Here is a 26,981-nt window from a genome sequence, read left to right as displayed (position 1 = left end):
TCAATGAGCGGCTATTCTAGCGTTTACATGGCCAGGTCCGCAGGTAGAATGGCCGCCTTTCTCCTATGCCCGAGCGGATTCAATGGCCTTGCCGACCCTCAGGATGATCGGTTTCATCATCGGCATCTTCCTTGTCACGCTGGCCATCAGCATGGTCATCCCGATGCTGACGCTGGTGATTTTCCACCGCACCAGCGACATGCACTCATTCCTCTGGGCCAGCCTGATCACCTTTATCTGCGGCCTGGCGCTGGTCATCCCCGGCCGGCCCGACAACGCGCAACTGCGCCCGCGGGACATGTACATGCTGACGGTGAGCAGTTGGGTGGTGGTGGCGATATTCGCCGCCCTGCCGTTTCTGCTGACCCAGCACATCAGCTACACCGACGCCTTCTTCGAAAGCATGTCTGGCATCACCGCTACCGGCTCTACCGTGCTCAGCGGCCTGGACAACATGTCCCCCGGCATCCTCATGTGGCGCTCGCTCTTGCATTGGCTGGGCGGCATCGGCTTTATCGGCATGGCCGTGGCGATCCTGCCGCTGCTGCGAATCGGCGGCATGCGCCTGTTCCAGACCGAATCCTCGGATCGCTCCGACAAACTCATGCCGCGCTCGCACCGCGTCGCGCAGTACATCGTCATGGTGTACGTGGGCATCAGCGCCTTGGGCGCACTGGCCTTCTGGCTGGCCGGCATGAGCCCGTTCGACGCCATCAACCACGCCATGTCGGCGATCTCCACGGGCGGTTTCTCGACCTCCGACCAGTCCCTGGGCAAGTGGTCGCAACCAGCCGTGCACTGGGTCGCGGTGGTGGTGATGATCCTCGGCAGCGTGCCCTTCACCCTGTATGTGGCGACGTTGCGGGGCAATCGCTGGGCGCTGATCCGCGATGAGCAGGTGCAGGGTTTTCTCGGCCTGCTGGTGGTGACCTGGCTGGTGCTCGGCACCTGGTACTGGTGGACCACCCAACTGCCCTGGTGGGAAGCCATTCGCCACGTCGCCCTCAATGTGACCTCGGTGGTGACCACCACCGGCTTTGCCCTGGGCGATTACAGCCTGTGGGGCAATTTTTCGCTGATGCTGTTCTTCTACCTGGGGTTTATCGGTGGGTGTTCGGGATCGACCGCCGGCGGCATCAAGATCTTCCGCTTCCAGGTCGCCTACATCCTGCTCAAGGCCAGCCTCAACCAGCTGATTCATCCGCGCGCGGTGATCAGGCAGAAATACAACGGTCACCGTCTGGACGAAGAAATCGTCCGCTCGATCCTGACCTTTTCGTTCTTTTTCGCCATCACCATCTGCGCCATTGCCCTGACTCTGTCGCTGCTGGGCCTGGACTGGATGACCGCTCTCACCGGCGCGGCCAGTACGGTGTCCGGCGTGGGCCCGGGGCTAGGCGAAACCATCGGTCCGGCCGGCAACTTCTCCAGCCTGCCGGACACCGCCAAATGGATCCTCTCCGGCGGCATGCTGCTGGGCCGCCTGGAGATCATCACGGTGCTGGTGTTGTGCATGCCGGCGTTCTGGCGTCACTGAGGGGATCCGGCGGCTCTTGCTGCCCCAGGCGCGCGCGGTATTCGCCTGGGGTGACATCGAACCAGCGGCGAAAGGCCCGGAAGAAATTGCTCGGGTCGGCGAAGCCCAGCAGGTAGGCGATTTCCAGCAGGGTCATGCGCGGCTGTCCGAGGTACTGCTCGGCCAACTGCCGCCGCGTTTCGTCGAGCAACGCCTGAAAACTCGTGCCCTCCTCCTGCAACCGACGCTGCAAGGTGCGCTGAGACAGATGCAGGCTCTGCGCGACCTGTTCACGCTTGGGCTCGCCGTGGGGCATCATCCGGCACAACGCCTGACGCGCCCGGTGCGTAACCTGACTTTCGGAAAAACGCGCCAGATACTCACCGGCGAATCGATCGTGCAAGGCGGCCATGGCAGCGTTGGCGGTGGGCAGCGGTGCGTCCATGTCTTCGTGGCGAAACATCAACGCGTCATAGGCCGCGTTGAACTCCAACGGCCCATGAAACGCTTCCTGGTAGGGGCCAAGATCAACCGGCGCATCGCCCTGAATCAGCACTTTCATCGGCTCCAGCATCCGCCCGGTCAACCAACTGCACAGCGCCAGTGCCGTGGCCAGTGAGGCCTCGGCACTCTGCCGGGTGGGGGGCAAGAGGTCGCCATGCACCGTGAGGATCAGCAGGTAGCAGTCTGGTAGCCGGCGGAAAATAACATCGGCGCCTTCGGCGATGATGCGTTGATACCGCACCAGCCGCTCGAAACCGTTCGCCAGCGTCGGGCTGGACATCAATACGTAACCGACCACATGAAAGGATGCCGGACGCACCACCTTGCCCATGTTCAGGCCAATGGCCGGATTACCGGATTGCTCCACGGCCAGTTGCCACAGGCGAGTCATGTCGTCTTGAGGGAAACGCGCATCCGGGTCTTGCAGCGCGGCGAAATCCAGGCCCAATTGCTTGAACAGCGCCGCGCAGTCGAGGCCAGCCAGTTCCAGGGCCTTGACGATGCCGGTTGCCCAGCTTGAAGAAGTGGTACGCGCGGCCATGGGGTTTCCCTGCCCTGTCATTGCTTGGGTCTATACCGCAAACAGGGCTCGGCACGCAAGGCAGCTCAACGGTGGGTATTGGTCAAGTGGCTCTGTCGTTATGACCCAGATCCCGTTGCGGATCGATTCGGTCACGCACACGCTGCTTCAGCACCTTGGCCTCGGGGAAGCCGCCATCGGCCTTGCGCTCCCAGATCTGCACGCCGTCGCAGGTGATGGCGAACACGCCACCGGTGGCCGGCACCAGCGTCACGCCGCCCAGATCGTCGGCGAAGGTGCTCAGCAGCTCCTGCGCCAGCCAGGCGGCACGCAGCAGCCACTGGCATTGCGTGCAGTAGGTGATCGCCACCTGTGGTTTGACCGCCTCGTTGGCCATCAGCTGATGCTCGACAGTAGCTGTCGCGCGGCATGCTTGCAGGAGTCATCCCCTTCGCGCAGCAGTTCGAGCAACAGGTCACTGGCCTCGGAAAAATCCCCTTGCTCGATAAGGCCCTGCGCCTGCTCGAGTTTTTCCGCCGATGCCTGCTGACGTTCGAGATCATCGAAATCGACGGTCAAGGCGTCCAGCTCCGGCAAGTCGGCATCGGTGATGAAGCTGTCCAGAAAAGCGTTGTCCAATGCCTCCTGATCGAGCTGATGGGCGTCGGGCTCGTCCAGCTCGATACCCGCTTCGAGATCCACAGGCAGCTGCGGATCGGCGAAGTCGCTGAGAAACTGCTCGTCGGGCATCTCGAAGACTTCCGGCAGCTCCTTCAGATTGGAAGCGAACTCGTGATCGACTTCCGGCGGCGCGGCGGGCGCTTCGGGTACGCTGGCCTTGGGGCGCCCAGGAGTGTCGAACGGGCTGACCATGCCCCAATCGGCGTCCAGTGACAGGTCATCGAGATTGAGCTGGAACTCATCGAAGGATTCCGGCACCGGATCGGCGACAGGTTCGAGCTCGGGTATCTGGTCAAAATCGCCCAGATCGGGGAAGTCATCGGCCTGCAGGTCGACGCTGCCTGCCGGTGACGGATCGGGCTCGGCCACCGCTTCAGCGCCTGACAGCAAATCGAATGCATCGGGGTTGGGTGGCGAACCGACCTGCTCCTGGGCCTCGACGGGCGGCGTGGTCTCGCGATCCAGCGCCTGGGCGGCGGCAACTCCGGCGGCGATGACGCCAGCGGCCAAAGCGGCAGTGGCGGGCGCATGGGCGGCTTCGCCAGGGGCAGTTGGCGATGGCGATGATGCCACGGGCGCCGGCGCCAGTTTGGGGTAACGGGCGCGGGTCTGCTCAAGGGTCGCGGCGCTATAGCCACCCGCCAGCAGCAGGGCCTCCTGCTCGGCATAGCCCTGCGCATCGCCCTGTTGACCCAGCACTTCGAGCATGCGCACGCGCAGATCGGTACGGTTGGGCTCGTTGCTCAAGCCCTCGCGCAGGATGCCCAAGGCTTCGTTGAAACGCCCATAGGCGATATAGATGCTCGCGCCATCCAGCGCATCGGTCGCAGGACCGCTTTCGCGCCGCGCAGGCGCTTGTGCGGCGGGCGCGGGAGTGACCAGCGGCGGCTCGGTCTTGGTCGCGCGATCAGCGCCGTAGCGACTGTTGTCGTCGAGCTGGGTCTCGGTCAGCGCCATGACCGGCGTACGCGCGGTGCGCACCACCACATCGTCGTGCACAGCGGGAGTGGTCAACACCGGTGCGAGGGTGGCCGATTGCTGCTGGCGGCGCCGTCTTGCCAATAGCAACGCGGCGAGCAACAGCAGGACTGCAGCAAGGGCACCGGCAATCAGCAGCCAGGAATTGTCGTCGCTACTGTCTTGCACCACGGGTGCCGCGGGCGCAGGCGTGGCTACAGAGGGGCGCGGTGGGGGCTGATTGGCGCCTGTGGCCGGCTGCGCGGCCGGGCTGGTCGCGGCTGGGACTGCACCCGCTGCTGGCGTCATACCTGCGGCTGCAGGTGCAGGTGCAGGTGCAGCCGCTGCCGGCGCCGTACCCGTAACAGCCGCATTCGGCGCCAGCGCAGGTTGCGGCGAGGTGTTCGCTGGCGGCGCTGCGCCAGGCGTACCGCCTACCCGAGCCTGCAGATCGGCCAGTTGTTTATCCTTGAGCGCGTCTTGCTGCTGTATGGCCTGCAGACGGGCGTTGGCTTCGTCCAGGCTCTGTTGCAGCTGCTGATTCTGCAGCACGGTCGCGGTCAATTGCTCCGGCGTCTGCGCGTTGGCCGCCGCAGCAGGACCGCTCGGCGGGGCGGCGGCATCGGTATCGCTGACCGGGGTCACCTGGTCACCCGCCGCATCCGGCAACACCGCGGAATCCGGCACCCGCAAGCTCTGCCCCACCTTCAACGGCCCCCGCGTGGGGTTCAGCTCGCGCAGCTCCCGTACCAACTGGTTGGGCGGCGTGGTCGTACCGGCGGCGGTGAGTTTCTTGCCGACGGTCCAGAGGGTATCGCCGGCCGCCACGGTGTAACGCTTGTTCTCGCTGGTCGCCGGCACGTTCGCCGCAGGCTTGGCCGCAGCCTTGGCCGGTGGCGGCGCAGACGACGAAGCCGCGGCACGGGTGTAATCGGTACCCTGGTCGGCGCCGGCGGTGCTGCCGGTGGGAATGCTCGCCGGGGCCAGAGATACGGTGCCCGCCGGGTCCAGCAGCACCGTATAGTCACGCAGCAATTGGCCACCCGGGCGACTGACCTGCACCAGAAAGCTCAGATATGGCTCGACGACCGGGCGCACGGAACTGACGTGAATGAACTTGCGATTACCCTGAAACACCGGGGTAAAGCGCAGATCATTGAGAAAGAACGAGCGATCGATGCCAGCGCGGCTGTATTCATCGACACTGGCCAGACCAACGGCCAGGTCACTGCGATCGAGGCCTTCGGCATCGACCAGCTCGATGTCGGCGTTGAGCGGCTGATTGAGCGACGAGTGCAGGCTGATCTCCCCCAACCCCAACGCCGGCGCCAGCGCCGAGTAAAACAGCGCCCCGGCGGCGACCATGGCGGCCAAAAGGGAAACCTTGCGAGAGGGGATGACCCGCCCGAAACCTGACCAAACGCGCTCTTGCATGGGAATCCCTTGAGGAAACTGCTTCCGATGACTCTTTTATAGCGTGCCGCCCTGTTTTCACCAAGCGCGCAAACGCTCGGGGCGCCGGAAGCTGCCCGGGGCCGACACGACCCTGAGCATGGCTCAGGGGGTTATTTTTCCAGATTAGCGAGAATACGCGAATGCACACCCATGGCGATACGCAGCTCTTCATCGTCCACGCCTTGAAACAATTCAACACGCAGGTCGTTGGCGATCGCCTCGATCTGCTCGATGATCGGCAGGGCCGGAGGGCTCAGCGCGATCTTCTTTGCGCGACGGTCTTCCAGTACGGCCTGACGGCTGACCAGCCCCTGGCCTTCCAGGCTGTCGAGCAGACGTGCCAGGGTCGGCCCTTCCACGCCGACGCTCTGGGCCAGTTCGCGCTGGGTCGGCGCTTCAGTGAAACGCGCCAGATGCAGCAGCACCAGCCAGCGCGCCTGGGACAAGCCCATGCCAACCAGCCGCCGGTCGAGCTCCGCGCGCCAGCCGCGAGACAGCTGCGCCAATTGCATTCCAAAACGATGTTGATCGGTCAACGGCATATTCGACTCACGGAGTTACATTACTAATAATTAGTGAGCTAAGCATGGCCGCAGGCCAGACGCAATAGTCATGCCGATATCCATACCCCAGGCGGGCGCAATCAGACTTCGAATTCCGATTGCAGCGCTGCGCGAACACAGTACAAGACCCCTTCCGGCACGCGCCCGGCAAAGAGCTCGGCGACGGCCGCCACCGGCGGCAATTCACCCTCGCCGTCGAGAAACGCGTCCTGCACTTCAGCCATCAGGTCTTCAGGCAGATCCAGCGCCTGTTCCAGCGACAGCTGCTGCGCGGCGATGGCCTCGGCCAGCAGGCTGTAAACGTTCTTTTCGGTGCACTTGAGCTGACCGGCGATCTGCGACGGGGTCATGCCGGCGCGAGCCAGGCTGATGAGTTCGTGACGGATATCGGCAACCACAGGCGCCGCTTCGGCGGTACCGCCCAGCACTTCGAGGAAGGCTTCGCCGTAACGCTCCAGCTTGCGCGCACCGACGCCGCTGACGCGGGCCATGTCGGACATGCTTTGCGGTTGACTGCGCAGCATCTCGAGCAAGGTCGAATCCGGGAAGATGACGTACGGCGGTACCCCGTGCTCTTCGGCCAGTTTGCGCCGCAACGCGCGCAGGGCTTCCCACTGCTCGCGTTCATCGGTACGCACCAGTTGGCTGGCGGGGCTGCCACCGCCACTGCGGGCGACCGTCTGCGGCTTGAGCTCGCGACGCAGCTCCAGGGTCACCTCGCCACGCAGCAACGGCCGGCAGGTTTCACTCAGGCGCAGGCCGCCGTAGCCTTCGAGGTCGATGTCGGCCAGGCCGCGCGCGACCAATTGGCGGAACAGGGTCCGCCAATCGTGCTCCGAGCGGGCGTTGCCCACACCCCAGACCGCCAACTGCTGGTGGCCGAAACTGCGGATTTTTTCGTTGTCCTTGCCCAGCAGCACGTCCACCAGATGGCCGACGCCATAGCGCTGGCCGGTGCGGAATACCGCCGACAGTGCCTGACGCGCAGGCTCGGTGGCATCCCAGGTCTGCACGCCGTCGACGCAGTTGTCGCAATGGCCACATGGATTGGGAAGGTCTTCGTCGAAATACTTGAGCAGCGCCTGGCGACGGCAGCGGGTCTCTTCGCACAGCGCCAGCATGGCATCGAGCTTGTGGTGCTCGACGCGCTTGTGACGCTCATCGCCCTCGGAGTTCTGCAGCATCTGCTTGAGCATCACCACGTCCTGCAGGCCGTAGGCCATCCAGGCGTCGGCGGGCAAGCCATCGCGGCCGGCGCGGCCGGTTTCCTGATAGTAGGCCTCGAGCGACTTGGGCAGATCCATATGGGCAACGAAGCGCACGTTGGGCTTGTCGATGCCCATGCCGAACGCGATGGTCGCCACCATGATCAGCCCTTCTTCGTTGAGAAAGCGCTTCTGGTTGGCCGCGCGCACATCCGACGGCAGGCCTGCGTGGTACGGCAACGCCGGGAACCCTTGCTCACAGAGAAACGCCGCCACCTCGTCGACCTTCTTGCGCGACAGGCAGTAGACGATACCGGCGTCGCTGCGACGCTCGCTGAGGAAGGCCAGCAACTGCTTGCGCGGCTGCTCCTTGGGGACGATGCGATAGAAAATGTTCGGCCGATCGAAACTCGACAGGAAGCGCTCGGCATCCTGCAGGTGCAGACGCGTGACGATTTCTTCGCGGGTGCGCTTGTCGGCGGTGGCGGTCAGGGCAATGCGCGGCACATGGGGGAACTGCTCAGCCAACTGGCCCAGTTGCAGGTATTCCGGGCGGAAATCATGACCCCATTGGGATACGCAATGCGCCTCGTCGATGGCGAACAGGGCGATCTGCAACTGGCCGAGGAACTCCAGCATGCGCGGCTGAACCAGACGTTCGGGGGCGAGATAGAGCATTTTCACTTCGCCACGGCGAATGCGCGCGGCCAGATCGCGCTGCTGCTCGGCACTCAGGGTGGAATTGAGCGCGGCGGCGGATACGCCAAGCTCCTCAAGGGTGGCGACCTGGTCGTCCATCAATGCGATCAGCGGCGACACCACCACCGCCAGCCCCTCGCGAAGCAGCCCCGGAACCTGGAAGCACAAGGACTTGCCGCCACCGGTAGGCATCAGCACCAGGGCATCGCCACCGTTGGCCACGCGTTCGATAATGGCACCCTGGCGACCGCGGAAGCTGTCGTAACCGAAGATGTCCTTAAGAACCCGTTGAGCCTGTTCGAGCATGAAAAACTCCAGAAATCGCAGAACCATTCGGCCGTCAGGCTGAATGAAAAATCATCGCGCTACACTAAAAAACACGTAAGCGAGCGTTACAAGAACACCGCTGCGGTCACAAACCGCAGCAGTATACCCGACCCATTCGCAGCGCAGGGCACCGCCCGTGTGACCGCTGGTAAGCCCATAGTTGAGCGCGCGGGTGGCGCGCAGGCCTTACAAAGCCTAGAATTCACCATCGTATATTCCCAAGGTAGTCATCCCATGTCCTTCGCTGAGCAACTCACCCGCCTGCAAGTCTTCCTCGACGCCGACGAGCTGCACGAAGAAGCGCTGGATTACGTGGCCGCGCATGGTTATCTGACTGCCCTGTCGATCTGCGCCGACGTGGTGCCCGATCGCGAGTGGATCGACGCCCTGTTCGCCGAAGAGCCGCACTACGCCGACGACACCGAGCGTGATGCGATCGAGTCGACCTTGCTGGCCCTCAAGGCCCACATCGCCCGCCAACTGGCCAGCGACGAGGAGTTCGAGCTGCCTTGCGAGCTCGACCTGGGCGACGACCCTGACGACTCCGACCTGCGCGGCTGGTGCATCGGCTTCATGGAAGGCGTGTTCCTGCGCGAAGCAGCCTGGTTCGAGACGGCTGAAGAAGAAGTCAGCGAGATGCTCCTGCCGATCATGGTCGGTTCCGGCCTGTTCGACGAACAGCCCGAGTTCGCCGATATCGCCGCCGATGCCAATCTGATGGACGACATGATCGTGCAGATTCCAGAGGCGCTGACCGCGTTGTACCTGCTGTGCAACGCTCCGGACGAAAAGCCGGCGATCCTCAAACCGCGTCACCACTGATCGCCGACTGCCCTGCCGGGAGGGGGCTCGCCCCCGAAAAAAATCGCTCAGACACCCAGTCGTGTCTGCAGCACCCTATCGGGGCAAGCCCCCTCGCTACAAGAAAGCCTTCTGCCCTGGCGCGCCTGACCTAGACTCCACTGATCTCGATCAGAGAGCGCATTCGCCATGCCTCTTAGCCCGCGACGGCTGGTGTCACGACCGTCCCCCGCAAGGAAAGCCCCCAGGTCACCGAATCATCCCGTGCTTCGGCTGCTCCTGCTGTGCGTGAGCTTCGCCCTTTTCAGCCATCTAGCCGCCAACTGGGACATGGGCCGCATACTCGCCATCGCCCAATCCCAAGGCGCCCTCGGCAGCGCCCAGGAACGCCTGCAGGCCTGGGCGCAATTGCTGCAGAACAGCACCCGCCAACCCGAGCAGCAACAACTGGAAACGGTCAATCGCTTCTTCAATCAGCAGATGGCGTTTCGGGATGACCAGAGCATCTGGGGCCAGGTCGACTATTGGGCCACGCCGGTCGAAGCGCTGACCAAGGGCGCCGGTGATTGCGAGGATTTCGCCCTGGCCAAGTATTTCAGCCTGCGCCAGCTCGGGGTACCGGCCGAGCGCCTGCGCATCACCTACGTCAAGTCGCTCAAGCTCAATCAAGCGCACATGGTGCTCAGCTACTACGTCAGCGACAGCAGCGATCCACTGGTGCTCGACAACCTCATCGGGCAGATCCTCCCGGCTTCTCAGCGCCGCGACCTGTTGCCGGTGTACGCCTTCAATGCCGAGGGACTGTTTCTGATCGATCCGTTCACAGGCGCCATCACCCGCGGCGACCCCAAACAGTTGTCGCGCTGGCAGGGGGTGCTGAGAAAGATGCGCAACGAAGGATTCAACATCGGTGCGGGCTGAGTCCGCACCGGCAGTACCGCAGCAACGTACTCACCGTCGATGGCCGAATGCAGTCAGTGCCAGACAGACCTTGCCCAAGGAGGTATGAATGTCTTTGCTCAAACAACTGTTCCTGGCCATCTGCGTGTTTCTGGTGGTGGCATTCAGCGGCAGTTTCTTCGTCAGCCTCGAGACCTCGCGCTCGCAGTTGACCGATCAGTTACGCGCCCACGCCCAGGACGCCGCCACCGCGCTGGGCCTGACCCTGACCGCCAATATCGACGACCCGGCGATGGTCGAACTGATGGTCACCTCGATCTTCGACAGCGGCTATTACGCCAGCATCCGGGTGATCAACATCAAGGATCACCAGGTCATGGTCGAACGCACCAGCGACCCCGACGATGACGACGGCGCGCCCGCCTGGTTCGCGCGCCTGGTGGACCTGCGCCCCGAGCAAGGCGCGGCGCTGATCATGCGCGGCTGGGAGCAGGCCGCGCAGGTTCAGGTAGTCAGTCATCCCAGGTTCGCCCTGGGGCGGTTGTGGGACATGGCCCTGGGCAGCCTCGCCTGGCTCAGCGGCTGCGCCCTGCTCAGTGCGATTTTCGGCGGCTGGCTGTTGCGTCGCCAGTTGCGCCCGCTGGACGACATGACGCGCCAGGCCGACGCCATTGCCCAGCGCGAATTCCGCCTGCTCGATCACATCCCCCACACCCCGGAACTGCGCCGGGTGGTACTGGCGATGAATCAGATGGTCAGCAAGCTCAAGCAGCTGTTCGCCGAACAAGCCGCGCGCAGCGATCGCCTGCAGGAAGAGGCCTTTCAGGACAGCCTCACGGGGCTGGCCAATCGGCGGCTGCTCGATGCGCGTCTGACCCAGGCGCTGCTGGTAACCGAACACAACGGCCCCGGCTACGTGCTGACGCTGCGCCTGGACGATCTGGCCGGCATCAACCAGCGCCTCGGCGGCCAGCACACCGACGGCCTGATACGCGCGGTCGGCGAATTGCTGCGCGGGCTGATGACCACCCCGCATCGCCAGCAATGGCTGCCCGCGCGCAACCGCGGCGGCGAATTCAGCCTGCTCATGCCGGGTATCACCGCCCAGGACGCCGAGCAGTTGGCCGCTGACCTGGTCCAACGGGTGGCGACCCTGTTCCCGACCGGCGCCAGCGATCACCAACCCGTGGCGCTCATAGGGATCACCGACTATCACCCAGGCCAGACGCTGGAGCAGATCATGCGCGAGCTCGACCAGGCGCTGGCCATGGCGCAGGCCCAGCCCCAACAGCCGTGGGCGGTGTCCACCGATTACCCCCATCCACCGGCGTACAGCCCCCACGATTGGCGCGACTGGATAGACGTGGCGCTGACCGAGGGCAAGTTGCTGCTGTACTGCCAACCGGTAGTGGCCTGCGCCGACCCAGGCACTGTGCTGCATCGCAAGGTGCTCGCGCGGCTGCTGGACCACACCGGTGAAGCCATTGCCGCCGGGCGTTTTCTGCCCTGGATTCAACGCCTCGGATGGTCGACCCGGCTTGACCGGCTGATGCTCGAACACACCCTGGTGGCCCTGCAGCATCAGTCGCAACCCCTGGCGCTGAGCCTGTCCAGCAGCACCCTCAACGACCCGCTGGCGATGGCGGCCATCATCGAGACGCTCAAAGCCCATCCGGCCCAGGCCCGCTGGCTGACGCTGGAGGCAGACGAACGCAATCTGCCGGTCGCCGCCACGCTGCAGTTCCTGGCTCGAGGCATCATCGGCAGCGGCTATGCCTTCGGTTTGCAGCACTTTGGCGGGCAGTTCAGTCAGATCGGCAACCTCAGTCACCTGGGGCTCGCGTACCTCAAGCTCGACGGCAGCTACATCCACGCCATCGACGCCTATCCGGACAAGCGCCTGTTCATCGATGCGGTATTGCGCACCACGCGCAGCATCGATCTGCCGTTGATTGCCGAGATGGTCGAGACCGCCGAGGAGTTCGCGGTGCTGCAGGAATTGGGGGTGTTTGGCGCCATGGGCCGCTGGATCGGGGTGCCGGTGCCGCTGAAGAATGAATGAAAAAACCCTGTGGCGAGGGGGCTTGCTCCCGATACGTTGTGTCAGCCACATCACAGGGACTGCCAGGACGTATCGGGGGCAAGCCCCCTCGCTACAGGGTCAGAGGCTTAGACCGTATCGGCCTTCAACGAATGATCGTTCAGCATGCCGCTGATGATGGTCGCCGTATCATGCCCGTTGGCGACCATGCCCCCCGCCCCGACCTGCACGCCATAATTGCTGGCCACATCGACATGCTCTAGGGAGATGGTCTGCGTGGTCTTGTCGTTGCCCAGGGCGCTGATCTCGATAGTCGACACCAGCCCATCGCCAGTACCGGTCACCTTGAACTGCAGGAAGTTTTCCAGCGAACTGGCCACCGAATTCTCACCGTGCAGCAGTTGCGACAGGTCCAGCGTGTCGCTGCCCAGCTTGAAGTCGGTGACGGTGTCGTGACCGCTGTCGCCGTCCTGCCACTTGAAGGTGTCGCTGCCACCGCCGCCGGTCAGGCGATCATCGCCCTTGCCACCCGTGATGACGTTGTCGTGCATATCACCGACCAGCCAGTCGTTGTGATCCGAACCGATCAGGTTCTGGATATTCGACAGCGTGTCGTGCCCTGCCCCCACCGTGTCCTGGGCGACGTCCACCTGGGTGAGATCGACGTGCACACCCGCTGTGGCCTTTTCGTAGCTGGCGGTGTTGTTGCCGGTACCGCCATCCAGAGTGTCGTTGCCCGCGCCGCCAATCAGCAGGTCGTTGCCATCGCCGCCGGATAGCTGGTCACCCTGATCGCCGGCTACCAGCACGTCGTCGCCCTTGCCGCCTTCGAGCACATTCTGGCCGGCGCCGCCAATCAGTACGTCATTGGCGTCGGTGCCCACCAGATGGTTACCGGCCTGGTAGTGAATGGCCAGCGCACCGGTCGCTGCATCGCCATGAGCGTCGGCAACGCTGTAGGTGTCGTTATGTACCGGTGTGGTCGTGGCGTTGCTGTAGTCGACCGTCAGGGTGAGCTGATAGGTCTCGCCCTGATTGCCCTCGGCGCCGGCCAGGTTGGTGACGTGGATTTTGTAGATGCCATCTTCGGTCGCCGTGAAGTTGCCATCCTTGCCGAGCACGGTGTAGGTGCCGTCCGCAGCCGCCCAGGACAGGCTGGCGTGACTATCGGAGAGGCTGGACTGCAAATGCATCGTCTCGCCCTTTTTCAGCTCCACCGTCAGGGTGTCCGAGGCGAAAGCGCTACCCACAGCGCCCAACTCGCCAAACACCACCAGCGCAGCGGCCATGGGCCCTGCCTGGCGGACCGAGAATTGCGAGCGATCGATATCCAGGCGGTTCGCGGAGGGGCCCCGGAAGGCCACCGGGGTCGTCGAGGTGCTGGTGAAGTCGGCGCCTCGTGGCGCGCCCCAGCCGGTATCGAAGACCGCCGAGCTGGTGAGGTGAGCCCCGGCCGTCCCGTTGGCCAGCAAGGCCGCCGCCGGTACCGTGATACTTGAATCGAGCACGTTGGTGATAATGGTTTCCGTCGGCGCGATCACCGGCGTATCGGCCAGCACATGCACGGTCAGGGCGTTGCTGGCGACGTCGCCGTTGGTGTCGGTGAGGGTGAACAGCACCGTCTCGGTGAACGACTGCGCCGCACCGACCGGTGGCGTGTAGCTGTAGGCGCCCGTGAGCAGGTTGACCTGCAGCAGACCGCCTTCCAGCGTAGTGACCGCCAGCTCGTGGGAAGAAGCGAAATACCGATAGTTGTCGGCCACCGCACCGGCGCCCGCGGCAAGAGTATTGCTGCCATCGAAGCTGTACTGGACGCCATCGACGCTGATCGACTTGACGAAACCGCCGTCGGCACCGAAACCACCGTTATCGGTCAGCGAACCCACCACTGGCTGGCCTTGCACCGTGCCGCCGAGGATATCGGGCAACTGCGTGACGTCGCGCACCAATTGCGGGGCAATATCCTTGCCGGTAACGCCGTCGTAGGCGATCGGGTTGAGGTATTCGGCCTGGACGCTATTGCCGATGCCGATGGCGACCGACTTGATGTCATGCAGCTTGAGGAAGTCCGTCCACACCGCGGCTTCATCGCTGTCAATGCCGTCGCCCAGATTGGTATTGGTCTGGTTGCCGGATTGCTCGCTGGTGACTCTAGGGTTGTCGCTGGACAGGGTCGGATTGCCGTCCGAGACGAAGTAGGACACGGTCTGCACGCCCACGCCTTCGAGCTTGCCGTCCGCGGCGTAGGCGGTCTTGGCGCCATCCAGCGCGTAGTCGTAGTTGGTACCGCCGCCCGCCGTCAGGCCGTTGACCAGGCTGATGGCCTTGGCGACATCGACCCATTCACCGCTGACCTGATGGGTCTGGTTATTGAAGGTAGTGACCTGCACTTTCACATCGCCGATATCAGCGTACTGCTGGAGCATCTTGTCGACGGCCTGCTTGGCCAGATCGAGGCGCGTCAGGTTGGTGCCCTTGACCACGTCGTTCATGCTGTTGGACACATCGATCACCAGCAGCACGTTGGCGCCGGTGGCACCGGAAGTGACGGTGGCCTCCTGAGCGGCGGCGACGGGAATCGGGTCGCATTTGACATCGATCACCAAATTGGCGGTGGTCGAGTCGCCGTCACCATCGGTGAGGGTATAGGTGAAGGTTTCAGTCGCAGTCTGGCCATACGCCAGGGCCTGATAGTCCGGCGAACTGGGGTCGAGGGTGTAGGTGTATTTGCCGTCGGTGCCCATTTCCAGCGTGCCGAAATGGCCCTCGAGGCTGGTCACCACATTGCCGCTGGCGTCCTTGAGGGAGACCGGCGTGGCGTTGCTGTCGGCGCCGACCTGATCGTTGGTCAACACGTCGCCGGTGATGCTCAGCAGCTTGGTGCTCAGGACGCTGTCGCCTTGGTCGTTGCTGGCGACCGGTGAATCGTCCTTGATGGTGATGTTGATCCACGCCGAGGCGGTATCGCCGTCGCTATCGGTGGCGGTGAGCTTGAAGTCGTCCGACAGCTGCGTTTCGGCCAGCGGGTCGTTGCTGCCGGGGGCATTGTTGTGGCCCGGCTCGGCCAGTGTGTAGCTGTAGCTGAGCACGCCGGTGTCCGGATTGTAGCCGGTGATGGTCAGGTTGTTGCCCGACTCGCCAGGCACCACTACCCCTTGCGGGTTGACCAATGCGCCATTGGATACCACCAGGGTGGTCACGGTCTGGCCGTTGACCAGCGTGTCGATGCTCAAGGTGGCCAGGCCGTCCTTGGCATCGATGTACACGCTGCTGTGGTCGGTCAGGAAGTTGGCCTTGTCGGGCCCAGTATTGGTGCCGCCGGGCAGGTCGGCTTCCTTGAACTCCAGATCGCCGCCAGTGCTGCCCAGCCAGTTGAAAATCACCGAGTGGTTGGCGCCGACATCGATGGTCAGATTGGCGGTGGTGGAGTCGCCATCGCCATCGGTCAGGGTGTAGGTGAACACTTCCTTGTCGCCGAGGCCGGAGGCCTTCAACGCCTTGAACGCATCGCTGCCGGTGTTCAACACGTAATCGTAAGTGCCGTCGGCATTCAGGGTCAGGGTGCCGTATTTGCCGTCGACGGTCTGGCCATGCACATTGAAATCAGGGTTGTCCGAGGCCTTGATGCTGACCGGGGTCGCATTGCTATCGGCGCCGACCTGGTCATTGGCCAGCACAGAGCCCGTGAGCTCCGGCGCCTTGTCGGTAACCAGGCTAGCGCCCACATCGTTGCTGGCGATGGGCGCGTCGTCCTTGATGGTGATGTTGATCCAGGCCGAGCCAGTGTCGCCATCGGTGTCGGTACCGACCAGCTTGAAGTCGTCCGACAGTTGCAGGTTGGCCAGGTCTCCCGCGCCAGGCGGATTGTTGTGACCTGGTTCGGACAGCACATAGGTGTAGCTGAGGATGCCGGTAACCTTGTCGTAGCCGGTAATGGTCAGGATATTGCCCGACTCGCCGACCAGGGCCACCCCTTGCGCGTTGACCAGATTGCCGTTGGCGACCACCTGGGTGCTCTGCAACTGGCCGTCTCTATAGACTTCGATACTCAAGTTGGCCAGTCCGTCCTTGGCATCGATATAGACGCTGCTGTGGTCGGTCAGGAAGCTGGCCTTGTTCGGCTCGACGCTGGTGCCGTTGGGCAGGTCGGCCTCGCTGAAGATCAAATCACCGCCGCTGGCGTGCAGCCAGTTGAAGACCACCTGGTGATTGGCGGCGATGTTGACGGTCAGGGACGCGGTGGTCTTGTCGCCATCGCCGTCGGTCAGGGTGTAGGTGAAGGTTTCCTTGGCGGCCAGGCCCGAGTCCTTGTACGCCTGGAACGCTTCGCTCTCGGGGTTCAGCACATAGGTATAGGCGCCATCGGTACCTAAGGTGAGGGTGCCGTAGGTGCCGATGATGGTCTGGCCCGACACGGTATAGCCCGGGTTGAGCGCCGGATCGATGCTGACCGGATTGGCATTGGTGTCGGCGCCGACGAAATCGTTGGTGACCACATTGCCGGTGATCTCCGGCGCTTGCTGGGTCACGGTGCTGCCGACGTCATTGTTGGCGATCGGGCTATCGTCGGTGATGCGCACGTTCAGCCAGGCATCGCCGGCATCGCCATCGGTATCGCTGGCCACCAGGTGGAAGTCTTCCGACAGCTCGGTGTTGCTGGTGGTCTGGTTGTTCTGCTGATCCACCGACAGCACGTAGGTGTAATTGAACACGCCGGTGGCGGGGTCGTAGCCGGTAATGGTCAGGGTGTTGCCGAGCTGGCCGACGATCTGCACGGTGCCATCGGCGGTATTGCTGACCAGCGCGCCATTGCTGACGACCTGCACGCCATCGATGGTCAGAGAAGCCAGGCCATCCGGCGCGACCACGCTGAACACATCGCTGCGGCTCAGGTCGCCGCCTTTGCCTTGCGCGGTGTTGGTGCCGTTGGGCAGATCCGCCTCGAACACCCGCTGCTCGCCGCCATCACGGTACAAATCGACAAAGGTGATGCCGTTGTCGGGCGGCGTGGCCGGAGGAGTCACCGGCGTGGTATCCGGGGGCGTTACCACCGGCGGCACATCCGGCGGCACGATGACGGGCGGCACCACGGGCGTGGTGATGCCGGCATCGGCGTTCTGGAACAGATCACCCACGGGCTCCTGAGCATCCAGCAACGCGAAGCCCAGGCCATTGGTCGGGAAGCCGACTGTGGGTGAAACGCTGCCGCCCGTCTCGGTCAACAGCACGAAACTGTGGCCGCCTCCCAGCTCGCCGGCTGGGGTACTTGTGTACACGCTGGTGGCCGGGCCAGCCGCTGTCGCTTCGAGCGTCTGGGTGGGGTCAGCCCCCGCCGCGATGGCTTGCTGGATCTGCTGCACTTCGGTCAGCTGCGATCCATCGGGAGCGGTGGCCTGATCGTGAACGACGATGTTAGGCGGCTGATCGCTCAACAACTGCTGAGTCAACTGCAGGCTGCTGCCACGCCCTAGGGTCAGATCGCTACCATTGGTCAGATGAACGGCCACCGCGCCAGCGGTGCCGGTGTCGAGCGTGTCCCCTGCGAACAGGCGTTCGCCATCCACCGCGGCCCGTCGCGAACCATCGCCATGAATCACGAACACCTGCCCGATCACACCTTTCACCACACCGATCAATACTGCCATTGCCATCCTCCGTTGCTACGCGCGCGTAACATTCAGGCTATGGGCTAAGACCGGAACCGACACGAAAGTGACGGACGCCGCGCAACGCCGGGCCCGTCAAAAGACTCAAACACAGAACAAAATATGAATAAATTCAACGGCATTCAGTTCACAGACTCTTTTATTGGAATCCACCAGGCTCTACAAGAATCATGCCTTCCTGACAATATTCCGTCGCCTGATAGCCCCCTCCTCTTCCTGTGCAGTTCCCCTGCCTTTTGCGCCACAAATATTATTGAACTTTCCGAGTTGCGCTCAGCACCAAGCAGTGCGCAGTTATTAGCTGCACCTTGGAGCTAACAATGTCCGTAAAGGTGCCGCTCGCATAAGTTTATTTTTGCATAAGCCTTATTCTAAATTCTTCTTAGCACTCTGAAAACTTGTTCTGCGATAGTGTGTTACAAGCTCCAATCAAATATCGATGGTTATCAGTCAGATTTCTGACGCCCATTATAAGACCTTCACACGGAGAAGTACCCGATGCGCATTTTGACCCCTCTGTGCAGCGCTATGTTGTTAGCGATGATGGGCGCCAATGTTCAAGCAATGAGCCTGCAGGAAGCGATTCAAACCACCATCGATTTCCACCCCGACCTGCAGTCCAATATCCATAATCGGCTCTCTGCCGATGAAGACGGCAAAGTCGCCAGCAGCGGCTACTTGCCAACGGTCGACCTGGTCGGCGGATATGGCCGCGAACGCTCCGACAACCCTACTACTCGGTTTCAGGGTGGCCACCACACTGAAAGCCTGAATTACACCCAGTCGGAATTGCGCCTGCGCCAGATGCTCTTCGACGGTTTCAACACCCCGAATGAAAAGGCCCGCACCTCAGCCGTCTCTACGTCGCGCGCCTACTACGTGCAGGGCAGCGCCGAAGATCTGGCCTTGCGGACCATCCAGGTTTACCTCGAAGTGCTCAAACAGCGCGAGTTGGTGGCCTTGGCCAAGAACAACTTGCAAGCTCACTTGCGCATCAACGACCAGATCGGCCTGCGCAGCCAGCAGGGCATCGGCAGCACCGCCGACACCGACCAGTCCCGCGCGCGTCGCGCGCTGGCCGAGAACAACTTCTACACCGCGCAGGTCAATCTGTCCGACGCCGAGGCCAACTTCTACAGTGCCGTAGGGCGCATGCCCGACGAGCTGGAAACCCCCGCTTCGATCAAAGGTGAATTGCCCACCGATCTACAAGCGGCGCGCAAGGACATGATGAGCAACAACCCCTACCTGAAATCGGCCCAGGCCGACGTTCAGGCCGCAGAGAGCCAATACGAAGTCGCCAAGTCGCCGTTCTATCCACGGCTCGACGGCGAGCTGGCGGTGGGCGCCAACAACAATATTTCCGGTGAAGAAGGCCACAACAACAGCTGGCGAGCCGGTGTGGTGGTCAACTACAACCTGTTCCGCGGCGGTGGCGACAAGGCTCGGTTGCAGTCCGATGCCTACAAGATCAACCAGGCCATGGACATCCGCAACAATGCCCTGCGCCAGTTGAACGAGAACATGTCGCTGAGCTGGAACGCCATGCTCAACGCTCGCCAGCAAACCCCTTACGCCCGCGAATACGCCGAAACCACCACCCGTGTGCGCGCCGCGTATCAGGACCAGTTTGGCCTGGGCCAACGCACCCTGCTCGACTTGCTCGACAGCGAAAACGAGCTGTATACCGCCAACAGCCGTTATGTCGAAGTGCGCTACACCGAGGAATACGCGATGTACCGCGTGCTGGCCAACATGGGTGATCTGATCTCCAAGACCCGCGTCGTGCTGCCGCCCGAAGCCATCGCCCAGACCGAAGTGAAGAGCGAGGCGCAGCTGTTGCCGGAGATGCGTTGAGCGGGCCTTTCGGGGCGCTGTAGCGAGCAGGCAGCGCCCAAGGCGGTGCCGAGTCACTTGTAGAGAAGTACTGGCAGAAGTACCGCTGGAGTAAAGCCGTTGACCACGATGCACAGCCCCACGCCTGACCCCACACCTGAACGGGCGCCGACCAGCGGCGACCCGCGGCAATCGTTCGACGACCCGTTGCTCGATGGCTTGCTGATCCTGTGCAAGCTGCACGGCTGCACCGTCAGCCGTGCCAGCCTGAGCGCCGGGCTGCCGCTGGCTCAACAGCGCCTGGGCAAGGATCTGCTGCCGCGCGCCGCCGCGCGCGCGAGCCTGCAGGCGCGGGTGCTGCGCCGCGAGCTGGACAGCATCAACGCGCTCAATCTGCCGGTGCTTCTGTTGCTCAAGGAAGGCCGCTGCGCGGTGCTGCGACGCTGGGGTGAGGATGGCCAGGCGCTGATCCTGCCTAGCGAGGCCGAGGGCGGCGAACAATGGCTGAGCCGTGAAGAGCTCGCCAGCGTCTACACCGGCGAAGCCCTGTTCGCCCGCCCTCGCCACGAACTGGAAGACCTGCGCACGCCGCTGATGCCCAGGGTCGACTCTTGGTTTCGCGACACCCTCAAGCTGTCGCGCTGGCTCTACAGCGACGCCCTGCTGGCCAGCCTGATGATCAATCTGCTGGGCCTGATGGTGCCGCTGTTCGTCATGCAGACCTACGATCGCGTGGTGCCCAACCAGGCCACCTCGACCCTGTGGGTACTGGCCGCCGGCCTGCTGGTGGGCACCTGCTTCGAGTTGATCTTGCGCGTGGTTCGCGCCCACCTGCTGGACCAGGCCGGCAAGAAGACCGACCTGATTCTCTCGGCAACCCTGTTCGAACGCATCACTGGCATGTCCATGAAGGCCCGCCCCACCTCCATCGGCGGCTTCGCCCAGAGCATCCACGACTTCCAGGGCCTGCGTGAATTTCTCACCGCGGTCACCCTGACCAGCATCATCGACCTGCCTTTCGCCGTGCTGATGCTGGTGGTGATCGGCCTGCTGGGCGGCTGGCTGGTGATCATCCCGGCGCTGGCGTTCCCGATCACCATCATCTTCGCTCTGCTGATCCAGATTCGCTTGCGTGACACCGTGCAGAAGAGCCTGACCCTGGGCGCCGAGCGCCAGGCGCTGCTGATCGAAACCCTCGGCGGCCTGGAAACCCTCAAGGCCTGCAACGCCGAGAGCGAGCGTCAGCATCATTGGGAATCGACCCACGGCGCCCTCACCCGCCTCGACGGCCACGCCCGCGATCTGGCGGCGCTGGCCACCAATGGCACCTTGTTCATCCAGCAGTTCTGCGGCATGAGCACCATCGTCGCCGGGGTCTACAGCATCATCGCCGGCAACCTCAGCGTCGGCGCGCTGGTGGCCACCTACATGCTCGGCAGTCGGGTACTCGCGCCGCTGGGGCAAATCGCCGGCCTGATCACTCGCTATCAGCAAGCGCAGCTGACCATGCGCAGCACCGATCAATTGATGGCCTTGCCGCAGGAGCGAGACATCAAGCAAAGGCCGCTCGATCGCACGCAGTTGCAGGGCGGTGTCGGCCTCAGCCAAGTGGTGTTCAGCTATGCCGGGCAAAACACCCCGGCCTTGAGCACCGTCACCTTCAGCATCAAGCCCGGCGAGCGGGTCGGCATCATCGGCCGCAGCGGGTCGGGTAAAAGCACCCTGGCGCGTCTGTTGATGGGTTTCTACGAGCCGGCTGAAGGGCAGATCCTGCTCGACGGCCTGGACCTGCGCCAACTGGACGTGGCCGACCTGCGTCAGCAAATCGGTTATGTCGCCCACGACCTGCCGCTGCTGGCCGGCAGCCTGCGCGACAACCTTACCCTTGGCGCGCGCTACGTGAGCGATGCACGCATGCTCGAAGTGGCGCAACTGACCGGCGTCAGCGAGCTCGCGCGGCAACACCCGCAAGGCTTCGACCGCCCGGTGGGCGAGCGTGGTCAACTCCTATCCGGTGGCCAGCGCCAGGCCGTGCTGCTGGCCCGGGCGATGCTGCTGGAACCGCCGATCATGGTGCTCGACGAACCCACCAGCCACATGGACAACAGCAGCGAAGACCTGCTGCGCCAACGTCTCCATGCGTGGATGCCGGGTAAGACTCTGCTGCTGGTCACCCATCGCACCACCATGCTCAGCCTGGTCGATCGCCTGATCGTGCTGGACAACGGCCGCATCGTCGCCGACGGTCCCAAAGACACCGTCATCGAAGCGCTGCGCAAAGGCCGCGTCGGCACCGCACCCACTCAGGAGGGCTGAACATGAGTACGCCAACCGGTGGCCTGCGCGGCTACCTCGACAGTTTCGGCAAGACCGGCGAACGGGAGTTCATGCCCGAACTCGCCAGCGCCGCCCTCAACGACTCGCCGCGGCGCTCGCGGATCACCGTGTGGATCGTCGCGGCGCTGATCATCTGCGCCCTGGTGTGGGCCAAGCTGGCGGTGATCGAAGAAGTCACTACGGGTGAAGGCAAGGCCATTCCGTCAAGCAAGGTGCAGGTCATCCAGAATCTGGAGGGCGGCATCGTCTCGGAGATTCTGGTGCGCGAGGGGCAGATGGTCGAGAAAGGCGACACGCTGCTGCGTCTCGACGACACTCGCTACCTGTCCAATCGCGGTGAAAGCGAGGCCGATCGCTATACCTTGATGGCCCAGGTCGATCGGCTGGCGGCGGAGGCCACCGGCAAGCCATTTGTAGTGTCGGATGAAATCAAGGCCAAGGCGCCACAGGTGGCCGCCGATGAAATGGCCTTCTATACCTCGCGCCAAAGCAAGCTGGCCAGCGAGCAGAACACCCTCAACCAGCAGCTGGTGCAGAAGACTCAGGAGCTGGCCGAGTTCCGCTCCAAGCAGGCGCAGTACCGCAACAGCCTGGCGCTGCTGCAGCAGGAGATGGACATGTCGACGCCGCTGATCAAGTCCGGGGCGGTGTCGCCGGTGGAGATCCTGCGGCTCAAGCGCAGCGCCGTGGAGGCTCGCGGGCAGATGGACGCCACCAGCCTGGCCATCCCCCGCGCCGAGGCGGCCATCGCCGAGATCCGCAGCAAGGTGCAGGAGTCGACCCTGGGCTTTCGCTCCGATGCTTCCAAGGACCTCAACGACAAGCGCACGGAGCTGGCCAAGATCACCGCCACCACCATCGCCATCGATGACCGCGTGACGCGCACCACGGTGGTGTCGCCGGTCAAGGGCATCATCAAGCAGATGAAGGTCAATACCATCGGCGGCGTGGTCCAGCCGGGCAGCGATATGCTGGAGATCGTGCCTGTGGAAGACAACCTGCTGATCGAAGCCAAGGTGCGGCCACAGGACGTTGCCTTCCTCCATCCAGGGCAGAAAGCCATGGTCAAATTCAGCGCCTACGACTACACCATCTATGGCGGGCTGAAAGCGAAGCTGGAACTGATCAGCGCCGACACGGTGACGGATGAAAAAGGCAACAGCTTCTATCTGATCCAGGTGCGTACCGATCTCAATCACCTGGGCGGCGACAACAAGCCGCTGCTGATCATCCCGGGCATGACCGCCACGGTGGACATCATCACGGGAGAGAAAAGCGTGCTCGATTATGTGCTCAAGCCGGTGCTCAAGGCGCGGACTGAGTCGTTGCGCGAGCGGTGAGTTGACGGATTTTGTGTGGACTGGGCTGGCCACTTCGCGGGCGAGCCCGGCTCCTACAGGGGGGAGTCAGGGGATTCTGTGTTGGCTGGGCCGGCCCTTTCGCGGGCAAGCCCGGCTCCTACAGGGGTGAGTCAGGGGATTCTGTGTTGGCTGGGCTGGCCCTTTCGCGGGCAAGCCCGGCTCCTACAGGGGTGAGTCAGCGGATTCTGTGTTGGCTGGGCCGGCCCTTTCGCGGGCAAGCCCGGCTCCTACAGGGGTATGGCCTGTGGGAGCAGGGCTTGCCCGCAAAGGGGCCCCATCACGGGCGCAAACCCGAGGTTTCATGAATCTTTCATGTTGGTCTAGATCAGCGTCTCGTCGACGATCAGCACCACCTTGCCGCTGATCTGGTTGCCGGCCAGTTCGTTGAAGGCATCTTCGGCATCGACGATCGGGAAGGTCCGTACCACCTGCGGACTCAAGCGCCCTTCAGTGAACAACGGCCACACATGCTGGCCCAGATCGCTGAGCAGATCGGCCTTGAACTGATCGTCGCGACTGCGCAACGTCGAGCCCAATAAATGAATGCGTTTGCCCAATACCGCGCCCAGATCGAGCTGCGCCTTGGTGCCGCCCATCAAGCCGATCATCACCCAGCGCGCATCCAGCGCCGCCACCTTGATATTCAACTCGGCATAGTTGCCGCCCACCGGGTCGAGGATCACGTCGAAGGGCCCGAGGTCGCGCAGCGCCTCCAGATCGACGCTGCGGACCACGCCGCCCTGCGCGCCCAGTGCCTCGCAGTAGGCCAGACGCTCGGCCGATCCGACGCTGACCCAGGTCGGGTTGCCGAACGCCTTGCACAGCTGGATCGCCGCCGAGCCAATGCCACTGGCGCCAGCGTGCAGCAGCACTTTCTCCCCCGGCTTGAGCGCCGCCAGCTGGAACAGGTTGAGCCAGACCGTGGCATAGACCTCGGGAATCGCCGCCGCGTCGATCAGGCTCACACCCTCCGGCACCGGCAACACATGACGGCCATCGACCACCACTTCCTCGGCCATGCCACCGCCCGCCAACAAGGTGCAGACTCGGTCACCCACCTGCCAGGACGACCCCGGCCCGACTTCGGCGATAATCCCCGAACACTCAAGTCCGAGAATATCGCTGGCACCCGGTGGGGGCGGATAGTGACCCGCGCGCTGCAGCAGATCGGCGCGATTGAGCCCAGCCGCCGCCACGCGAATCTTCACTTGACCTGCATCACAGGTTGGGCCTGGCTGCTCAACCCACTCGACATGTCCTTCAACGCCTTGCAATGCCTTCACAGTGCCTCCATAGTTGACTCATGACTGAGCCCGGCGCCTTGGCGCCGGGCTTTTCGCATTATGCGTCCGGCTTCAACGGAACCGGCGAATTCAAAGACGGCCTAATATGCGTTATCAATTGCCCCCGCGTCGAATCAGCATGAAGCATTTCTTACCCAGTTCCGCCCTCGCCCTGTGCATTGGCCTCGGCACCCTGTCGATGTCGGCCAATTCGTTTGCCGACAACAGCTGGGACAAGTTGCAGCCTGATCGCGATGAGGTAATCGCCAGTCTCAACGTCGTCGAACTCCTCAAACGCCACCACTACAGCAAGCCGCCATTGGACGATGCCCGCTCGGTCATCATCTATGACAGCTACCTGAAGCTGCTCGATCCCTCGCGCAGCTACTTCATGGCCAGCGACATCGCCGAATTCGACAAGTGGAAAACCCAGTTCGACGATTTCCTCAAGAAGGGCGATCTGGACGCGGGCTTCACCATCTACAAGCGCTATCTGGATCGCGTCAAGGAGCGTCTCGACTTCGCCCTGACGGTGCTCGGCAAGGGCGTCGACAAGATGGACTTCAACGGCAATGAGACTCTTGAAGTCGATCGCAAGAACGACCCGTGGCCCAAGGACCAGGCCGAACTCGACAGCCTGTGGCGCAAACGCGTCATGGACGAAGTGCTGCGCTTGAAGATCGCCGGCAAAGACCCGAAAGCCATTCAGGACCTGCTGGTCAAGCGCTACAAGAACCAGTTGGTGCGCCTCGACCAGACGCGCGCCGAGGATATCTTCCAGGCGTACATCAACACCTTCGCGATGTCTTACGACCCGCACACCAACTACCTGTCGCCTGACAGCGCGGAAAACTTCGACATCAACATGAGCCTGTCGCTCGAAGGCATCGGTGCGGTGCTGCAGAGCGACAACGATCAGGTCAAGGTCGTGCGCCTGGTACCGGCCGGCCCTGCCGACAAGACCAAGCAGCTGGCGCCCTCCGACAAGATCGTCGGCGTGGCCCAGGGCGACAAGGAAATGGTCGATGTGATCGGCTGGCGACTGGACGAAGTGGTCAAGCTGATCCGTGGCGCCAAAGGCTCGGTGGTGCGCCTCGAGGTGATTCCGCATACCAATGCGCCGAACGACCAGACCAGCAAGATCGTGTCCATCACTCGCGAAGCGGTGAAGCTCGAAGAACAGGCCGCCAAGAAGTCGATCCTCAACCTCAAGCAGGATGGCAAGGACTACAAGCTCGGTGTGATCGAGATTCCGGCCTTCTATCTGGACTTCAAGGCGTTCCGCGCTGGCGATCCGGACTACAAGAGCACCACCCGCGACGTCAAGAAACTGCTGACCGAGCTGCAGAAGGAAAACGTCGACGGCGTGGTCATCGACCTGCGCAACAACGGCGGCGGTTCCCTGCAGGAAGCCACCGAACTGACCAGCCTGTTCATCGAGAAAGGCCCCACGGTGCTGGTGCGCAACAGCGACGGCCGCGTCGACGTGCTCGAGGACGAAAACCCCGGCGCCTTCTACAAAGGCCCGATGGCACTGCTGGTCAACCGCTTGTCCGCCTCGGCTTCGGAGATTTTCGCCGGCGCCATGCAGGACTACCATCGTGCGTTGATCGTCGGTGGCCAGACCTTCGGCAAGGGTACCGTGCAGACCATTCAGCCGCTCAACCATGGTGAGCTGAAACTGACGCTGGCCAAGTTCTACCGGGTGTCCGGGCAGAGCACTCAGCATCAGGGCGTACTGCCGGATGTCGCCTACCCGTCGATCATCGACACCAAGGAAATCGGCGAAAGCGCGCTGCCCGAAGCCATGCCGTGGGACACCATCCGCCCTGCGATCAAGCCCGAAAGCGATCCGTTCAAGCCGTTCCTGGCCCAGCTCAAGGCGCTGCATGACAAGCGCACCGACAACGACCCGGAGTTCATTTTCATCCGTGATCGCCTGGCCCTGGCGCAGAAGCTGATGGAAGAGAAAACCGTCAGCCTCAACGAAGCGGCGCGTCGCAAGCAGCACACCGATATCGAGAACCAGCAGTTGGCCCTCGAGAACACCCGTCGCAAAGCCAAGGGCGAAGCGCCTTTGACCGAGCTGAAGAAGGAAGACGAAGACGCTCTGGCTACCGATCCTAACGATACCAAGCCGGAAAACGACGCCTACCTGAGTGAAACCGGTCGTATCCTGCTGGACTACCTGCGGTTGAACACCTCGGTGGCCAAGAAGTAGGCTCGATGAAACAACGCTGAATGATGGCAACCTGTCATCAAGTAGTCATGAAGCTGTCGTGAAATAGCCGGGCGCCGAAAAGGCGCCCGGCTTTTTTATGCCCCGTGG

Annotated in this window: 15 protein-coding genes; 8 read left to right on the top strand and 7 right to left on the bottom strand. The window is 63.0% G+C overall.

Annotated elements, in window-relative coordinates:
• Positions 1-82: 82 nt before the first annotated feature.
• Entirely contained in the window at positions 83-1,537 is a 1,455-nt protein-coding gene (locus tag AC3WJP_RS07935; protein WP_493720929.1) for a TrkH family potassium uptake protein, read from the top strand.
• Here AC3WJP_RS07935 and AC3WJP_RS07930 read toward each other — a convergent pair.
• The 5 genes from AC3WJP_RS07930 to recQ all read right to left on the bottom strand — a co-directional run bounded on the left by AC3WJP_RS07930 (position 1,494) and on the right by recQ (position 8,406).
• The gene (locus AC3WJP_RS07930) at positions 1,494-2,561 is read right to left on the bottom strand and encodes an AraC family transcriptional regulator (protein ID WP_493720928.1); all 1,068 of its coding nucleotides are present in this window, start codon (positions 2,559-2,561) and stop codon (positions 1,494-1,496) included. The two genes, AC3WJP_RS07935 and AC3WJP_RS07930, sit on opposite strands and share 44 nt — an antisense overlap.
• An 82-nt stretch (positions 2,562-2,643) precedes the next feature.
• Positions 2,644-2,937, bottom strand: a complete 294-nt coding sequence (locus tag AC3WJP_RS07925) for an Rdx family protein (protein ID WP_493720927.1) — start codon at positions 2,935-2,937, stop codon at positions 2,644-2,646.
• Positions 2,937-5,612, bottom strand: coding sequence for a FimV/HubP family polar landmark protein (locus tag AC3WJP_RS07920; protein ID WP_493720926.1), 2,676 nt, complete (start codon positions 5,610-5,612; stop codon positions 2,937-2,939). The genes AC3WJP_RS07925 and AC3WJP_RS07920 overlap by 1 nt, the downstream gene beginning before the upstream one ends.
• A 131-nt stretch (positions 5,613-5,743) precedes the next feature.
• The gene (locus AC3WJP_RS07915; RefSeq protein WP_493720925.1) at positions 5,744-6,175 is read right to left on the bottom strand and encodes a MarR family transcriptional regulator; all 432 of its coding nucleotides are present in this window, start codon (positions 6,173-6,175) and stop codon (positions 5,744-5,746) included.
• A 101-nt stretch (positions 6,176-6,276) separates the two neighbouring features.
• The gene (gene recQ / locus AC3WJP_RS07910; RefSeq protein ID WP_493720924.1) at positions 6,277-8,406 is read right to left on the bottom strand and encodes a DNA helicase RecQ; all 2,130 of its coding nucleotides are present in this window, start codon (positions 8,404-8,406) and stop codon (positions 6,277-6,279) included.
• Between the two features lie 255 nt (positions 8,407-8,661).
• On the opposite strand from recQ, the gene AC3WJP_RS07905 reads away from it, so the two are divergent.
• From AC3WJP_RS07905 to AC3WJP_RS07895, 3 genes are all read left to right on the top strand, one after another.
• Complete coding sequence (locus AC3WJP_RS07905) at positions 8,662-9,249, top strand: UPF0149 family protein (protein ID WP_493720923.1); 588 nt, start codon at positions 8,662-8,664, stop codon at positions 9,247-9,249.
• Between the two features lie 168 nt (positions 9,250-9,417).
• Positions 9,418-10,149: a transglutaminase-like cysteine peptidase gene (locus AC3WJP_RS07900; RefSeq protein WP_493720922.1), complete on the top strand. Its 732-nt coding sequence runs from the start codon at positions 9,418-9,420 to the stop codon at positions 10,147-10,149.
• Between the two features lie 88 nt (positions 10,150-10,237).
• On the top strand, positions 10,238-12,190 hold the full coding sequence (locus AC3WJP_RS07895; RefSeq protein ID WP_493720921.1) for an EAL domain-containing protein: 1,953 nt from the start codon (positions 10,238-10,240) through the stop codon (positions 12,188-12,190).
• 107 nt (positions 12,191-12,297) lie between these two features.
• Here the strand turns inward: AC3WJP_RS07895 and AC3WJP_RS07890 are convergent, their stop codons facing one another.
• Positions 12,298-17,814, bottom strand: a complete 5,517-nt coding sequence (locus AC3WJP_RS07890) for a retention module-containing protein (RefSeq protein WP_493720920.1) — start codon at positions 17,812-17,814, stop codon at positions 12,298-12,300.
• A 519-nt stretch (positions 17,815-18,333) separates the two neighbouring features.
• Between AC3WJP_RS07890 and AC3WJP_RS07885 the strand changes: the two genes are divergently transcribed.
• The 3 genes from AC3WJP_RS07885 to AC3WJP_RS07875 all read left to right on the top strand — a co-directional run bounded on the left by AC3WJP_RS07885 (position 18,334) and on the right by AC3WJP_RS07875 (position 23,348).
• Positions 18,334-19,692, top strand: a complete 1,359-nt coding sequence (locus AC3WJP_RS07885) for a TolC family outer membrane protein (RefSeq protein WP_493720919.1) — start codon at positions 18,334-18,336, stop codon at positions 19,690-19,692.
• Between the two features lie 108 nt (positions 19,693-19,800).
• On the top strand, positions 19,801-21,987 hold the full coding sequence (locus AC3WJP_RS07880) for a type I secretion system permease/ATPase (protein WP_493721173.1): 2,187 nt from the start codon (positions 19,801-19,803) through the stop codon (positions 21,985-21,987).
• 2 nt (positions 21,988-21,989) lie between these two features.
• Positions 21,990-23,348, top strand: a complete 1,359-nt coding sequence (locus AC3WJP_RS07875; protein ID WP_493720918.1) for an HlyD family type I secretion periplasmic adaptor subunit — start codon at positions 21,990-21,992, stop codon at positions 23,346-23,348.
• A 341-nt stretch (positions 23,349-23,689) separates the two neighbouring features.
• Here the strand turns inward: AC3WJP_RS07875 and AC3WJP_RS07870 are convergent, their stop codons facing one another.
• Entirely contained in the window at positions 23,690-24,652 is a 963-nt protein-coding gene (locus AC3WJP_RS07870) for an alcohol dehydrogenase catalytic domain-containing protein (RefSeq protein ID WP_493720917.1), read from the bottom strand.
• Between the two features lie 139 nt (positions 24,653-24,791).
• Here AC3WJP_RS07870 and AC3WJP_RS07865 point away from each other — a divergent pair, with 139 nt between their 5' ends.
• Entirely contained in the window at positions 24,792-26,873 is a 2,082-nt protein-coding gene (locus tag AC3WJP_RS07865) for a carboxy terminal-processing peptidase (protein ID WP_493720916.1), read from the top strand.
• Positions 26,874-26,981 lie beyond the last annotated feature (108 nt).

The sequence above is a fragment of the Pseudomonas sp. GW821-FHT01A09 genome, assembly GCF_058986725.1.
This window is presented reverse-complemented; position numbering and strand designations above follow the sequence as displayed.